The following is a 14,250-nucleotide window of genomic DNA, read 5'->3' as shown; positions in this document are numbered from 1 at the left end:
TACGCTGGATAATCCTGTACTTTTTTCCCGGTAAATTTATAAATTTTTCCTGACAAAGGATCTCCTTTTCCGGGAGTGGGTTGTTGTGAGCAGAGGGGCGATCATCGATGGCCGTTACGAGCTGGATCCCCGCTCCCGCCGTTCCGGCGGAATGGGAGAGGTCTGGTTCGGCTACGACAACCGCCTGGACCGGCAGATCGCCATCAAATTCATCAAACTCGATAGATTTCCCGATGGCCGGCCGGACGAGGACCTGGCCAGACGGTTCGTGCGCGAGTCACGCATCACGGCCCGGCTGGAACACCCGGGGGTGCCAACCGTCTACGACTGCGGGCCGTACGGCGACGACCTCTACATGGTCATGCAGCTCGTCAGGGGATGCCCCATCTCCGCGCTGCTCGACGAGACCCAGGTGCCCATCGCCTGGGCCGTGGCGATCGCCGCCCAGGTGTGCTCGGTCCTGGCCGTGGCCCACGCCGACTCCCTGGTCCACCGGGACCTCAAGCCGGGCAACCTGATGCTCTGCCCCGACGGCACGGTCAAGGTCCTCGACTTCGGCATCGCCGCCGCGCTCGCCTCCACGGACACGACGACGATCACGGGGACGGGCGAGGTGCTCGGCACACCGTCGTACATGGCCCCCGAGCAGGCCCTGACCGGGGCGGCCGGCCCGCAGAGCGACCTCTACTCGCTCGGCGTGATCCTGGACGAGATGCTCGCCGGGGACAACCAGTTCGCCGCACCCACGGCGCTGGCCACGATGCGCAACCACACCGACGCCTCGCCCCGGCCGCTGCGCACCAGGCGGCGCGACGTCCCCGAAGGGCTGGAACGGCTCGTCCTGGGACTGCTCGCCAAGAAACCGGAGAAACGGCCGCGCAGCGCGGACGTCGTCTACGAGCGGCTCCTGGACTTCTGCCACGAGCTGCCGTCCTTCCCCGGCTACGTGAACCTGGACACGCCCCACCCGGTGCGGATGTACGCCACCGTCGTCGGACGCATGACCTCCCCACCGCCGGACGGCGACCGGCGGCCTGCCTACCCGATGCGGCCGGCACGGATCAGGCACGCCGGGGGGCTGGCGCAGATCGGGCGCGACGACATCGAACGCGCCCGCAAGGAGGCGGAGAAGCTCAAGGCGGCCTCCCGTTTCGGCCAGGCGGCAGACGTGCTGGCCGAGCTCGTGGGCCTGGCCGCCGGTTCGTTCGGTCCCGCGAGCTCCGAGGTGGTCGACCTGCGGATCGAGCTCGCCGAGGCCCTCTTCCTCGCCGGGGACTACCGCCGCGCGGCGCCCGAGTTCCAGCGGCTGGCGGCCGACGTCGCCGCGGTGGAGGGACCGCACAACAACCTCGCCCTGCGGTGCCGGTTGATGGAGGCCAACTGCCACGCGGCGGTGGGGGAGACCGACCTCGCCCTGGCCCAGCTCCGCCGGCTCCTGGACGACGAGAGGCGCTTCGGCGCCGACCGGGAGCGGATCCTCGAACTGCGGTGCCAGATCGGGCTGATGGAGTTCGGTTCGGGCAACAGGGCGCGGGCGAAGGACACGCTGGTCGGCCTGCTGCCGGACCTGGAGCGGATGTACGGCTCGCAGCACGCGGACGTGGCGGAGGTGCGGGCGATCCTCGCGGGCCTCAGCGACCGCTGACCCGGTACGTCGACCGGCGGCGGCACCCCTGCTCGATCCCGTCGCTCCCACGATCCCCGCGCACCGACGCCCGGCCGGGCCGTGGGCGTCAGCCGGGCTGGCTGCTGTCCTTGAACGTGCCCCAGCCGTGCCAGCTGTCGATCTCGATCCAGGCGCTGACCCGGTCGCGGTCCCGCTGCGGGTAAGGCTTCCCGAGGTACTGCTGGGCCAGCCGGTCGATGTCGGTCAGATCCTTGTCGTCACGTATGTCGGCGACGTGCCCGATGATGCTGATGTGCGTGTACCAGTCGTCCTTGTCGAGCACGGTGAGCGTGACCCGGGGATCGTTGCGCAGGTGGTCCAGCCGCTTGCGGCCCTCGTCCATGTTGACCAGGATCCGGCCGTCGTCCCAGAGATACCAGGTGGCCGTGGACACCGGCTGGCCGTCGGGCCGGAGCGTCGCGATGACGGCGTGGTTCGGCTTCCTCAGCATGGCGACTGCTTCCTCGGGAAGCGGCGGTTTCGACATGATCTCTCCTCTTCGCGCCGGCATCCCCCGTGGTGGAGGTGGCGTATGCGGTTCATGAGATACATGTCCACGGTGTCACATCCCAGACGGTGATGGTTCCGCGACCCTCCGTATGCGGTCCGTCCCACAGCGGAGCGCCGAGGGAACGCCTGCCGAGGTGGCCGGAACCTCTGGCCTCGTATACCGTCCGTCGCCACTCACCCTCGGCGGCGTGGCAGCTTTCCAGTCGACAGGCCGTCGATCATGCCGCCGACCAGCTCCCTGCCCACCGTCCCCGCTTCCCGTAGCGATCGTTCGAAGGCCGACAGTCTCCGGAACGCCTCGCCGTATCGGCGCTGCTCCTCAAGGGGAATCCGCAGGACCTGAAGCCTGCGAATGTCGACCCGAGAGGACGACGACGCGTGAGTGCCCGCCCGCCTCGCGTTGGTGGGGGCCCGTAGGCAGCCCGCCAGGAACCATGGGTCGAGCAGGGCGGGGTCCACCCGCACGGCGAAGAGCTGCGGGCCCAGCACCGTGGGGGCGTCGACGTCCACCCAGGCGTCGAACGCCCGGTAGGCACCGACGATCACCACCTCCCCGGGAGCGGTCACCGTGAGGATGCCCCTTTTCCCCCCTTCCGAGGCTTCCTGTGCCGGCAGCCAGCCGGGCGGTCTGCCACCGGCCAGCACGTCGGAGACCGTGAGGACTGGTACGGCATCCGCGGGCGCGTCACCGGTGAGCACCGTGTCGTCCGCCGGATGCTGACCGGTCCGCAGAGAGAGCGCCCCAGCCCGCGCCAGGTCGCTTACGGTCACCGCGCCCTGGTCGGGGCCGTCCTCGGCGTTCAGTTCGAGTTGGGACAGCGTCGTGGTGAGGTCATGCAGTTCGTCGAGCAGGGCGCCGAACCGGGCCCACGACCGTCGCAAGCCCAGACCCGCCGCCGCGATGTCGGGGACGTGCCGGGCCGGGGTAAGGTCGATCTCGTCGTCCAGCAGTTCGATCACCGGTCGGGAAACGCAGGCGCACGTCTGGTCCCCGGGGCCGCCCTCCGTCCGTACGGCCGACAGCACGCTCCTGCGCAGGAGCGGCCAGTCGATCCCCGCTCTGCCCGTCCGCTGCGCCCTCCCGGTCACCTCCGGCTGCGTGCTGGCGGCGTCCACCAGGAGGACCTCCGAACCCGGATCGACACCGCTCCCATCGGGCGCTCGCAGCACCCACAGATGCAGCGCGACGCTGTGTGGGGGCGCACATCCCGGTGGCAGCGCGATGACCGCCCGCAGCACACCGGCGCGCAGCAACGCGGCCCGGATCCGGCTGATCGCGGTCACCGTGTCCCCTCCCACCGTCGCCGTACCGAACGCGGCCACCGCCAAAATCGACTCCAGGGAATGCAGCGTGTTGTAGACGGCCCGTTTGTCACAGATAACCCGGAATCGCGCCCTCAGCCCGCCCTCACCACCACGACCGGATGGCACGTCATGACCCAAGCCGGCACCTCGGGCGGGGCTGGTCGGCGATGATAGGGCGGCAGCGGGCACGATTCCCCCTGGAGATCGGTTGGTGTGAGAACCCCGATCTTGGGGAGTCGTGCCCCCTCTCATGCCCGGATTGGGGCAGAGATTACCGGCCGCGAAGGTCGGCACCGGTCACACGCAAAGAATCAAACCCGATCAAATCCTCAACATGCCGGGGCCGTGGTTCTGACAGCGGCGTGAGAGAGGCACTTCAGGTTCGGCCGGCCCACGTGCCCCCCGGTTCGTGTCCGCCCGAGGGACCGGTGTCGCGCTCCTCGATCTTTATTCCGAGGGAGTCGGCGACTTCCTCCAGGGTGAGATCGCGGCCGGCCGCCGAGTCGGCGAGTCGTTCCCGGATGAGGGGGACGAGTTGGATCTCATCGATGAGGTCGCTCAGCTCCTGTCGGCTCTGTCGACGCTGTGGCATCAGAGAGGCTCCGTCTGTCAGTCGAGGTTGTTCTGCTGGCGGACGAGGTTGGCGATCGCCAGGATCTTCGGCCGGCCGGTGGCCTTGAAGGAGAGACCGTGGCGGAAGATCTCGGGGATCCAGTATTGGTCCTCCTCGCGGAAGACGACTCCATTGGCCGCGAGGAGTTCCAGGCTCTGGTTGGACAGTTCGACCGTCTCGGGGCTGAAGGGGATTCTCTTCTTCTCCCAGGTGAGGCCGTCGAGGTGCTTGAGCAGCTCGCCCACCTGGGGGCTCTCCTCGGTGATGGCGCGGATCTTCACCAGGCTGCACTGGACGAGCGCCTTCCGCATCGCCGCCGGAGCGAGCAGGCGGGTCGGCCAGCGGCTGTCCTCCACCGAGAAGGCGGCCGACTCCTTGATGAAGATCACGATGTCGCGTGCCTGGATCTGCTCGGTGAAGTCGGAGAGCGCCGCCAGGAACCATCCGTCCGAGCGGGCCTCGCGTGACTTGGGAGAGCCCATCTTCTCTCCCCAGAGTGGGTGGAGCATCGCGCTGAGACCTTGAGGTTTCACCGCGGCCACCTCCTCGGGGGTGAGGCCCTGAAGGGCTCCGGAACGCTGCGCCACCCACAGGGCCAGCCGCAGGGCCTCGGAATGGTTCCACTTGAGCTCGTAGTCTCTGTACCGGGCGAAGAAGTGCTCGTAGTTCTGCCGGATGGCCGACTGGACGAGATCGCGCCGGACGAAGATCACCAGGCCGAGCGGTCTGCCCCGAAGGCTGCGCAGCCAGTCGAGACAGTCGATGAGCAGGACGCGGAGCGCCTGCCGCTGGACGTCGCTGTCGAGGAGATCCTGAAGAAGATCCTCAAGCCCGTCGAACAGGAAGATCCTGGTATTCGCGGAGCCGAAGTCGACCAGTTTCTCCTCGACGTCCTCGGGGGAGGCGTCGATCCCCACGGCCCGGGCCATACAGGTCAGCCAGATCCGCCGCCATTGCATATTGGTCAGCTCCGAACGCAGCGCGCCGTCGATCAGATCGAGCAGTTCGCGTTGTGTTGCGGGCTCGATGTCCGGTGAGGCGGAGGCATCTCGCTGGATCGTGCTGATCCGTTCACGCGCGGAGTCGCTGAGGTTCTGGGAGACGAGCACCGGCGCCAGGAGGGTGTCCAGGGTCACGCTCTCAACGCCGACGTCTCGCGCATAATCACGCCACGTCTTCCGGAAGCACATCTGGAGTTGGGTGAAGGTCTTCCCCGACCCCTTGGCTCCGGTGACCACGCACAGCGGTGGCTCGGTCCGGTGGGAGGCGAGCATGTTCCGCAGGGACTCGGTCGGCAGGAAGTCCGTGTCGTCCGCCGTCTCGGCATATGCCAGCCGACCCGCGAACCCGCTCAGGATTCCGCGCCGGTAGGCGAGGTCGTCGGTTTTCGCCACGGAGAGCGTATCCGTGGCAAGTGCTCCATCGGTGAGGACCACATCCTTCGGAGGGGTGAGCCCTTCGACGAGCGGCGCGAGCGTCTGTGCGAGCTGCTGGCGCCGGACCAGCTCCACGACGGCCTCCCAGGAGGCGGGCAGCGCCAGCAGCCGATCCTGGAACACGCTGAAGATGGGCTCCAGCGTGACGTCACGGTCGACGGTCCGGTCCTCGTCCTCCGGGGCGGTCTGTTCGAGCGTCCCGGAGATCGCGTCGCGGAGCATGGTCGCGGCCGAGGTTGCCAGCTCCCGGTGGCCCTCCTGCCGGAACTGGGTGATGACGGCCACGCTCGCCGGGTCGTCGGCCCGCGTCGGCGCGCGCCGGCCGAGCTCCTGGATGGTGCGGACGGTGCCGTACAACGCCTGGTCGCTGACGGTGGTGACGAAGATCCGCTGGACGCGCGGGTCGAGCAGTACGGGAGCCGCGAGCTCGCTGCTTCCCGCACGCAGGTCGATCAGAACCGTCCGGGCGCCGAGCCGGTCGGCGAGCTCGGCGAGGGATTCGGTCAGGTAGTAGATCGAGCGGTCCGGGGTCAGCAGGTCAGTGGGTTCGAGCCGTGGCGGGGCGATGTCCCGCAGCGAGCGCCGGGTGGGCATGACGACCACGTTGCCGATCATCTGGTTCGGCAGGTAGGCCGCGCCCAGCGTCACCGCGTCGCCGGGACGGCCGTCCTCGGAGGAGTGGAGCAGCGCCAGGAAGTCCTCGTAGCCGAAGTCGACACGCCTGCCGTGCGCGCCGAACATCCAGGTGATCCCTGGAGCCTCCAGGTCGGCGTCGACCAGCAGCACCCGATCGCCGCGCTGGGCGACGGCGTCGGCGAGAGCCACCCCGTGGAGGGTCCGCCCCACCCCGCCCTTGAAGGAGTGCAGCGCCGCGATCCGCACGTTGCAGGGGAACGGGGCCTCCGGCCGGGGGAGCGGCTCACCGAGGCCGCGGACGATGCGCCGCTCCCGCCACCGGGGCTCCCGCCGGGGCGTTTCGAACTCCCGCTGACGCACCGAGATCGGGAGCAGCCTGGCGGAAGGGTGACCGGGGACGTCGTCGAGCCGGAGAACGGTCTCGCCCTCATGGGGCATTGTCGAGCCGACCCCGAACACGTCACCCAGCCACGACAGGGCCTCCTGCGGCAGCGCGTGCGGAGCGATCGTCACATCGAGGCCGTCCCAGAAGGCGTCGCACTCGTGGAGCCAGTCCGGCCACTGGCCGTCGATTGCCATGGCCGCGAGATGGGCGTCCACATCGACCCAGGTGTAGATGTGCTCGGGGGTCCTGATCTCCTGCTCCGGCATGATCACACTCTCAATTCTCGCTGACACCAGCCCAGAAGCTCGCGCAACACGGCTATGGCTCTCTCCTCGCCCTTCTTCTCCAGGGCTCGGCCGTACCTCCAGGCCTGGTGCAGGTCTCCGAAGGCCACCCGTTCCCCAGGCCCCTTCCGACCGGTGCAGTCAACCATCAGCTCGCAGAGCGGCGAGGGGAGAAGAAGTTCCTTGGCGAGATCATGGAGATTGTGGCTTTTGAGATGTTTCGGCAAGTCCGAGGTGGATCGCCAATTACGCCGATCGAGGAGGATCGCCTTCAGCCCGCACTCGACGCTGTAGAAGAGGAGCAGCGCCGTGGAGGCACCCTCCTCCAAAGCGTGTGAGGCGTCCCGGTGAGCGGCGAAACTCGCACGGAGCTGGTTTCTGCCAACGTCTACGGACACAGCGGGTAACCGTAACGAAGCCTTCCGTTGTTTGCCGGGCCTTTAACGAATGTGATCTGCGAAGATCGCGACCGGGACGAGCGGCCCACGCCCTCGTCGGCGTCCTGGAGAGTCTCCTCGCGGCTCTGGTGGCAGGCTCGTTCTCCGTGGGGTGTCGCTGGTCGCGCTCCTGGCAAAAGCCGGTGCGCGATCTCGGCTGCGGCGTCATCCCGGGATGTGCGCGTTTCGCGACGCGATGGCGCACCCCGGAAGGTGGCAGTGATCCAGGAAGGGGACCTGTCGATCAGGAAAGGCGGTCGAAGCCGCCGGCCTTGATTCCTCCGATGAAGTTCGCCCACTCGTCGCGGCGGAACACGAGCGTGCCGCCCTCGCGGTCTTTGGTGTCGCGTACAGCGACGGCATCCTTGACGAAGGCGACTTCCACGCAGCTCGCGCCATCGGCGCTGAGGGTGCTCTTGTACCAGTGTGCCTTTGAGAGGTCAGGTTGCTGCATCCTGCGCTTCCTTCCACTGGTGATCTTCGCTTAGAGATGCGATGAGCGCGGCTGTGTCGGCAGGGCTGAGCGCTATCGCACGAAGATGCTCACAAATATCGTTATACCTCTGAATATCCTCTTCCTTCTCAAGGAACAAGTCGCCGGCCATGCTGTCGATGTAGATCACATCAGGATCGTGTGCGGGGAACTTCAGGACGATGAAGCTGCCCGGCATTCCGGGGTGGGCTCCAGCGGAAAACGGGATGACCTGAATAGTGATGTGTGGACGTTGGGCCTGCTGGGCGAGACGCGCGAACTGGTCACGCATGACGGCTTCGTTCCCGACCATCCGGCACAGCGCGGCCTGGTCCAGGATCGCCCATAGTCGGAGAGGAGCGTCGCCCTCCAACAGAACCTGCCGCTGCATGCGTGCGGCGACGCGTGTTTCGATCTCTTCGTCTGTAGCGGTCGGTCGCACACCACGGATCATCGCTCGCAGATAGTCCTCGGTTTGCAGGAGACCTGGGATGAACAGCGACTCGTAGTTGATGGCCTGCTGAGCTTCGGCTTCCAGGCCGATGAGAGCAGTGTACTGGTCGGGAAGATCGGCATCGAAGCTGTGCAGCCAGCCGCGCTGCTTGGCCTCCTTCTGGAGGGCGATCAGGTCGGCGCGCTCGGTGCCGGTGATCCCGTATGCGTCGAGCAGGGCGATGAGGGTCCGAAGTTGCGGCTTGGTCTTGGCCGTCTCGATGCGGTGAAGCGTGGCGAGGTTGACATCGGTCTTCTCTGCTACCTCGGTCTGGGAAAGTCCGGCCGCCTCGCGGAGGTGGCGCAGCTTGGCTGCCAGGCGGCGCAGGCGCACCGTGGGTGGCTGGCGTCGGGCCCGTGGTAGAGGTGCGGTTGCGCCCAAATCGGGTTTGTCCTGCATCTTTAACGCCTTTCCGGATTATGCGGCCAGTGTAAACGCCTATATTGCATTCACTCATTGTGATGGTGCATGCTCTCAACGTAAAGCCTTCCGGGTCGGTTCCTCTCCGGATGGCCGAACGTGTGATTTCCCCAGTCAGCCGGGCGGGCGAGCTTCCCTCCCGATGCGGCCCACCCCTGTCGGGTGTCCGCCCGGCGCAAGCGGTACGACCCCGGCAGCCCCCTGCCGCTCCCCGGTCGTACCTCCCGTAGGACCGGCACCGTGCCCCCGTCGCCCCCGTGCGGGGAGAGCAGCCGCCCCCGTCTGTGAACGGTGCCGGTCCTATGCCCTGACACCTGACGCGCCGACCAGGAGCGGGTGAACGATGACCGATGTCACCACCGGAAAGCACCACCTGGAGCTCTCCGTCTTCCCGACCTCGCCCTACTACGCCCGCGTGCACGTGTCCAGCGCGTACTGGAGGGCTGGCGGCGGGACGACCTGATCGAGACGGCCCAGCTCGTCGTCTCCGAGCTGGTCTCCAACGCGATCAAGGCACACGCCCCGCACGTCTCGCCGCACGCCGTCACGGAATCCCCCGCCGTGATGGAGCTTCCCGCCATCATGGAGGCGGTGGCGCACGCGAGTCCGAATCACATCTGGCTGGATCTCTACCCGGTCGGAGACGCGGTCGTGCTGCGCGTCTGGGACGCCTGCCGTACCCCGCCCGTCCTCAGGGTCCCCGATCCGGACGACGAAGGCGGGCGCGGCCTCTGCCTTGTCGACCTGCTCGCCCGGAGCTGGGGCTACTACCGCCCGACCTCGGGCGGAAAGATCGTCTGGTGCACCCTGGCGGCCCCACCGGCGCTCTCGGAGGAGCCGTTCAGCCACCGCATTCCGCCAGAAGTGTCCGAAACGGTGGAGAGCGAGATCGCGTAGCGCCTGACCAGCTCAGACAGATTTGCGATGATGGCCGGGCAGGGATGCGGATCACGGATTATGGGAGGGGTGAGGTGATGGCTTATGACCCGAAGCTGGCTGCGGCGCTGTCGGGCGCCACGCTGCGCCAGCTCGCACACTGGCGCAAGGCCGGCGTGAGCCGTGGCGCGGTGTTGATACCGGAGATCTCCAGCACGCGCCCCGTTCTCTACTCCTTCCGCGACGTGGTGGCGCTGCGGACCTGCGTCAAGCTGCGTAACAGTGCCTCACTGCAGAAAGTCAGACGGGCGCTCGACACCCTCCGTGATGATCTGAAAGAAAGCGACCACCTGTCGTCCTACACATTGGTCGCCGATGGCAGCAGCATTTATCTGGCCGCGCCCGATCAGGCAGTTGACCTGGCGCGGAAGAAGGCCAACGTGGTCATCCACGAGCTGGTCGACGTCCTGCAACCGTTCTATCGTGATGGCAGGCACATCCCGTCGTTGCTGCAGCCGCGCACCCACGTGACGGTAGACCCGGCGGTTCGCGGTGGGGTTCCCATGATCGAGGGCACCCGCGTCCCCTATGACGAGGTTGCCGCACTGCTCCGGGACGGGGTTTCGGCAGAGCGGATCTCCGAGTACTACCCGAGCGTCACCGCTACGGCGGCGCTGGATGCCGCCGATTTCGCCGATTACGTCAACATTCGAACTCCGGGGAAGTTCTGAGAAGACCGTGTTCCCGGAAGCCCTCAGCTCACCGGCTTCCGGGAACACGGCACGGACCGGTCCCAACACCCGGCTCAGTACTTCCGAGAACAGGGTCCGGGCCGGCCGGGACAGCCTTGACGGGAATCCTCGGACTCATATGACCAGGACCCTGAATCGGCCGAGCCCGGGGCTACGCTCCGCGGACCTCCATCTCCATGATGCGCGAGTACCTGGCGTCGTTCGAGGCGTAGATGACGACCTGTACGGCCTCGGCGGTGGTTGCGGCGAACTGCGAGGTCACGAGTCCAGAGGTGTTGCCGCGTACCTGGGCGACCGTCTGCCACTGGCCGTCCGTGAGGACCTGGACGTCCCAGTCCCTCACCCCATAGCGAGTGGCCGGGGACGACGCACTGTCCAAGGTCAGGAGCTCGACCTGGTCGATCCGCTGCGGCGTCGGGAAACGGACCCCGTAGCTGTCGGGAAAGACTGTCGGCGTGGCGTCGTTCCACCCGGTGCGGGTGCTCCATTGGGCATGGTCCTTGTTCCCATCGACACCACCGCAGACCGGGAAATTGCCATGAGCGGAGGAGGCGAACGCCTGCTCTCCCAGCGCCACGTTGTCGCCGGGCCCCTTGGCCGGGGGCTCCTGCACCCGAACCGGCACGCGGAGCTCCTGCTTATTCATGGCCAGCAGGACGTCATAGGTACCCGGTGGAGTGTCCCGGGGGGCGCGAACCTCGACCGGAGTGCTCACCGGCTGGTCGGGATCGACGGCCGGAAGGTAGCTGGAGAAGATGTCCCGGGACAGAGTGATCGGTTTTTGGGCGCTCAGTGTCATATCGGCAAACTGGGCCTGTTGCCCGGTGTTGGTCATGGTGGCCTGGAAGCTGCCGGAAAAGCAGGGCAGCGGGATGATGTCGAGCGCGGCCGGATTGGCCGCCATGGTGATCTGTTCCTTCGGCTTCGAGCGGCCGGAGGCCCCGTTCGCCGGAGACGCCATGGCCAGCGCGGCGACCATGGCGGTGCACAAGGCCAGGGATGGCAGGGCGGTCCGCGCGATGCGCTGCTTCAGCATGATGGAGATCCTGTCCATTACGGAGACTCAGGTGGTCTGGATGCCGGCTCGGCCGTCTTCGACGACGAGCTTCGCACGGGTCGTCACGGTGCCTCCGGGGGTCGTGACACGGTCAGCCACCCGGTAGTCCGCGGTCCACTCCTGTTCGGTCACGGTGCAGGTGACGTAGCCTCGCTGGAAGTTGTGGTATTTGATGTGCGGGTTCTCGGCGAGCAGTGTCAGGCCGACCTGGTCGTGGTCGACACCGTCAAGCCCGGAGGTGATGGAGGTTCCGACGAACTCGGTACCCACGGTGGGCGATGCGGGATCGGCGAAGTCGAGTTTGAGGTCGGAGGCCACGCTGCGGTGGAGGTCTCCGCCCAAGGAGACAAGGTTCTTGACGCCGCGTTCGTGGGCGCCGCCGAGCACCCGGTTGCGAGAGCCGACGTAACCGTCCCAGGTGTCCATCGGCACCACCATGCCCGGCCCGGCCTGGACATCGAGCTGGGCCATGGCGTTCTGCTGCCCGATGACGTTCCATCGTGTTCCGGAGGCGGCCAGCCCGTCGAGCAGCCATCGTTCCTGCTCCTCGCCCGTGATGGTGCGGCTGGGGTCCAGCGATCCTGGGTTGGGCGGCTTCTCGCCGTCGCCGCCCGCCTGGTCCGAGCGGTACTGCCGGGTGTCGAGAATGCTGAACTCAGCCAAGGTGCCATAGCGCAGGCGCCGGTACAGCTGCATGTCCGGCCCGTTCGGCAGCTGTGACAGGCGCAGCGGCATGTGTTCCCAATAGGCCCTGAAGGCATTGGCGCGCCGGACCAGAAAGCTTGCCGGCGGGGCGCTCGGGTGCGCCTCGTCGGCCCAGTTGTCGACGACTTCGTGGTCGTCGAGCGTGACGATCCAGGGCGCGGCGGCATGCGCGGCCTGCAGATCCGGGTCGATCTTGTACAGGGCGTACCGCTCCCGGTAGTCGTCGAGTGTCACCGTCTGGCGCATGGCATGGGGTTCCCCGGAGTCGGGGCGGATGCCCTTGTCGGCGCCGAACTCGTAGATGTAGTCACCGAGAAAGAGGATCACGTCGTGGTCGCGGCGGGCCATGTCGGCGAGGGCGGTGTAGTAGCCCTCGAACCACGCCTGGCAGGACGCGAAGGCGAAGGTCATCGCGGAGACGGCGTCGCCGGGGGCCGGAGCGGTACGGGTGCGGCCGACGGGGCTGATCTGCCCCCCGACCCGGAAACGGTAGAAGTAGTGCCGCCACGGACGCAGGCCCTGGACATCGACATGGACGGTGTGGGAGTACTCGGGCCGGGCAGTCGCAGTGCCGCGGCGCACGACACGGTGGAACGCCTCATCCTCGGCCACCTGCCACTGGACCGTTACCGGGCGCTGGTCCATCCCGCCGAACGGCGCCAGTGGTTCTGGCGCCAGCCGCGTCCAGATCACCACCGCGTCGGGCAGTGGGTCGCCGGACGCGATCCCCAGGGTGAAGAGGGGTTGACGGTCCACATTCACCGCGGATGCCGCGTGGGCGCTGCGAATGCCGGGAAGGGTGCCGGTCAAGGCTAAGGCGGCGGCCGTGCCGGTCACGGTCAGGAATCTGCGTCTGGTCGCGGCGGCAGCCGCGAGGCCAGCCTGGGTTGATCTCATGAAGCCAGATGAAATCGACACCTGATGACCACATCCCTAATAGGAATAGTCGAGTTCGTGAACACGCGTCTAAAGCGGTTGCGGCCGAAGGGCTTTCGGCCGCGTGAGCCTGTGGGTGGCGACCACCACATCACTGACACCAACCTGAAGATCACTCCCCGGCCACGCCGGTAAAGGGTATCGAGATCTTGATGTTCTGACACCCGCTCGTTTTCACATGCCTTGCCGCGTGGATCGTGACCGAGTGGCTGGACAGAGGTCAGCAGTGGTGGCCGCTGTTCGTGGAACGTGCCAAGTTTCTGGAGGCATCGGAGACGTGGCCGGAGAAAGCGCAAGCGCCGGGCTCCCGATTCCATCGGGGGGGTCCGGCGCCACTTTCGTATTCCAGAGGAAACGGCACCCTCGGTATCCGTCTGCTTCCCCTCCGTCATCGATTCGGAATCGCATGGCGGGTATTGATTCCCCGCTGGATTCCGGCCTGATGCGTCAATGCCGTGCGGCGGAGGGCGGGACCTTCGCCGGGACGGAGCGGAGTTCGTCTTCGAGGGCGTCGACGAGTGCTCTGGCCGCCTGGCGGAGCCGTACGCGGCGGGCGGTGAGGTCCTCGGCGAACCGCCGGGCCGTCGGCCCCACCCACACGGGCTGTCCGGTGAACTGGCCGTGCGCGGGGTCGAGCGCGGCCTCCAGGATGGCGACCCGTGCCCTGACCTCCGCCAATGTCTGCTCCAGCACCTGGCGCCGCGGGTTGGGCACCAGATTCTCCGGCTGAGGATTCATATATCCCCTTCGGATACGGATACAACGGCGGTTCCATTGGACATTATTGGATCTACGGCATATCGGCCAGCCCCGGAGGAATTCATGGCAGGTTCTGTACGGCGCGGCGTCGTGGTGTGCGGGGTGGTATTGCTGGCGGTGTCCGGGTGCGGTGACAGCGGGCCTACGGCGGCGGAAGCAGGGGAGACACTCAAGTCGCACATCACTGAGTTGATGAAGGAAAGCCACGTTCTGGATGTCCGTGTCACAGATCCCGGTGGACGCGATATTCCCTGTGGCGAGGGCAAGGCCAAGCGAACTTTTGCTGCTACGGCCAGGGATTCCGCACCACAGAGCAACCCTGATGGGCTCAATACCTTTATGGTGGGTGCGCTCTCCTCGGTTGCTCCTTATCGGATTGTTGAGGATCGTGGCAATGCCCCGATCCGGCTGGCCAATGACGAGTACAAAACGATCATCATCTTGGCGTCTCCGGCTAACGGGCAGTATCTGGTCCGAGGTGAAACCGAGTGCCTCCCAGCCTCATGAG

Annotated in this window: 14 protein-coding genes; 4 read left to right on the top strand and 10 right to left on the bottom strand. The window is 66.9% G+C overall.

What is annotated here, in order from left to right; translation table 11 throughout:
* The first annotated feature begins 85 nt into the window (after positions 1-85).
* Entirely contained in the window at positions 86-1,645 is a 1,560-nt protein-coding gene (locus FHR32_RS05820) for a serine/threonine-protein kinase (protein WP_221465279.1), read from the top strand.
* 88 nt (positions 1,646-1,733) lie between these two features.
* Here the strand turns inward: FHR32_RS05820 and FHR32_RS05815 are convergent, their stop codons facing one another.
* The 7 genes from FHR32_RS05815 to FHR32_RS05785 all read right to left on the bottom strand — a co-directional run bounded on the left by FHR32_RS05815 (position 1,734) and on the right by FHR32_RS05785 (position 8,636).
* Positions 1,734-2,153, bottom strand: a complete 420-nt coding sequence (locus tag FHR32_RS05815; protein ID WP_184753346.1) for a PPOX class F420-dependent oxidoreductase — start codon at positions 2,151-2,153, stop codon at positions 1,734-1,736.
* A gap of 197 nt (positions 2,154-2,350) precedes the next feature.
* A complete protein-coding gene (locus tag FHR32_RS05810) occupies positions 2,351-3,607 on the bottom strand; it encodes a restriction endonuclease subunit S domain-containing protein (RefSeq protein WP_184753345.1) in 1,257 nt (418 codons plus the stop codon).
* A 250-nt stretch (positions 3,608-3,857) separates the two neighbouring features.
* Positions 3,858-4,073, bottom strand: a complete 216-nt coding sequence (locus tag FHR32_RS05805) for a hypothetical protein (protein WP_184753344.1) — start codon at positions 4,071-4,073, stop codon at positions 3,858-3,860.
* A 17-nt stretch (positions 4,074-4,090) separates the two neighbouring features.
* The gene (locus FHR32_RS05800; protein ID WP_184753343.1) at positions 4,091-6,817 is read right to left on the bottom strand and encodes a MinD/ParA family ATP-binding protein; all 2,727 of its coding nucleotides are present in this window, start codon (positions 6,815-6,817) and stop codon (positions 4,091-4,093) included.
* A gap of 2 nt (positions 6,818-6,819) precedes the next feature.
* Positions 6,820-7,233: a hypothetical protein gene (locus FHR32_RS05795; RefSeq protein WP_184753342.1), complete on the bottom strand. Its 414-nt coding sequence runs from the start codon at positions 7,231-7,233 to the stop codon at positions 6,820-6,822.
* A gap of 283 nt (positions 7,234-7,516) precedes the next feature.
* Positions 7,517-7,726 (bottom strand): DUF397 domain-containing protein, encoded by a 210-nt coding sequence (locus FHR32_RS05790; protein WP_184753341.1) that lies wholly within the window; start codon positions 7,724-7,726, stop codon positions 7,517-7,519.
* Complete coding sequence (locus tag FHR32_RS05785; RefSeq protein ID WP_184753340.1) at positions 7,713-8,636, bottom strand: helix-turn-helix domain-containing protein; 924 nt, start codon at positions 8,634-8,636, stop codon at positions 7,713-7,715. The genes FHR32_RS05790 and FHR32_RS05785 overlap by 14 nt, the downstream gene beginning before the upstream one ends.
* A gap of 357 nt (positions 8,637-8,993) precedes the next feature.
* Between FHR32_RS05785 and FHR32_RS05780 the strand changes: the two genes are divergently transcribed.
* Positions 8,994-9,554 (top strand): ATP-binding protein, encoded by a 561-nt coding sequence (locus FHR32_RS05780; protein ID WP_184753339.1) that lies wholly within the window; start codon positions 8,994-8,996, stop codon positions 9,552-9,554.
* Between the two features lie 77 nt (positions 9,555-9,631).
* On the top strand, positions 9,632-10,264 hold the full coding sequence (locus FHR32_RS05775) for a DUF433 domain-containing protein (RefSeq protein ID WP_184753338.1): 633 nt from the start codon (positions 9,632-9,634) through the stop codon (positions 10,262-10,264).
* A gap of 172 nt (positions 10,265-10,436) precedes the next feature.
* Here FHR32_RS05775 and FHR32_RS05770 read toward each other — a convergent pair whose 3' ends face one another.
* The 3 genes from FHR32_RS05770 to FHR32_RS05760 all read right to left on the bottom strand — a co-directional run bounded on the left by FHR32_RS05770 (position 10,437) and on the right by FHR32_RS05760 (position 13,721).
* On the bottom strand, positions 10,437-11,321 hold the full coding sequence (locus FHR32_RS05770) for a galactose-binding domain-containing protein (RefSeq protein WP_184753337.1): 885 nt from the start codon (positions 11,319-11,321) through the stop codon (positions 10,437-10,439).
* A 27-nt stretch (positions 11,322-11,348) separates the two neighbouring features.
* Entirely contained in the window at positions 11,349-12,944 is a 1,596-nt protein-coding gene (locus FHR32_RS05765) for an alkaline phosphatase D family protein (protein WP_184753336.1), read from the bottom strand.
* Positions 12,945-13,430: 486 nt separating this feature from the next.
* A complete protein-coding gene (locus FHR32_RS05760) occupies positions 13,431-13,721 on the bottom strand; it encodes a hypothetical protein (protein ID WP_184753335.1) in 291 nt (96 codons plus the stop codon).
* An 84-nt stretch (positions 13,722-13,805) separates the two neighbouring features.
* Here FHR32_RS05760 and FHR32_RS05755 point away from each other — a divergent pair, with 84 nt between their 5' ends.
* Positions 13,806-14,249 carry a hypothetical protein gene (locus FHR32_RS05755; RefSeq protein WP_184753334.1) on the top strand — a complete coding sequence of 148 codons (444 nt, stop codon included), beginning with the start codon at positions 13,806-13,808 and terminating at the stop codon, positions 14,247-14,249.
* Position 14,250 lies beyond the last annotated feature (1 nt).

Origin of the sequence: Streptosporangium album (genome assembly GCF_014203795.1) — a bacterium.
GTDB lineage: Bacteria > Actinomycetota > Actinomycetes > Streptosporangiales > Streptosporangiaceae > Streptosporangium > Streptosporangium album.
The sequence above is the reverse complement of the archived record's forward strand: the minus strand, read 5'-3'. Positions and strand labels throughout refer to the sequence as shown.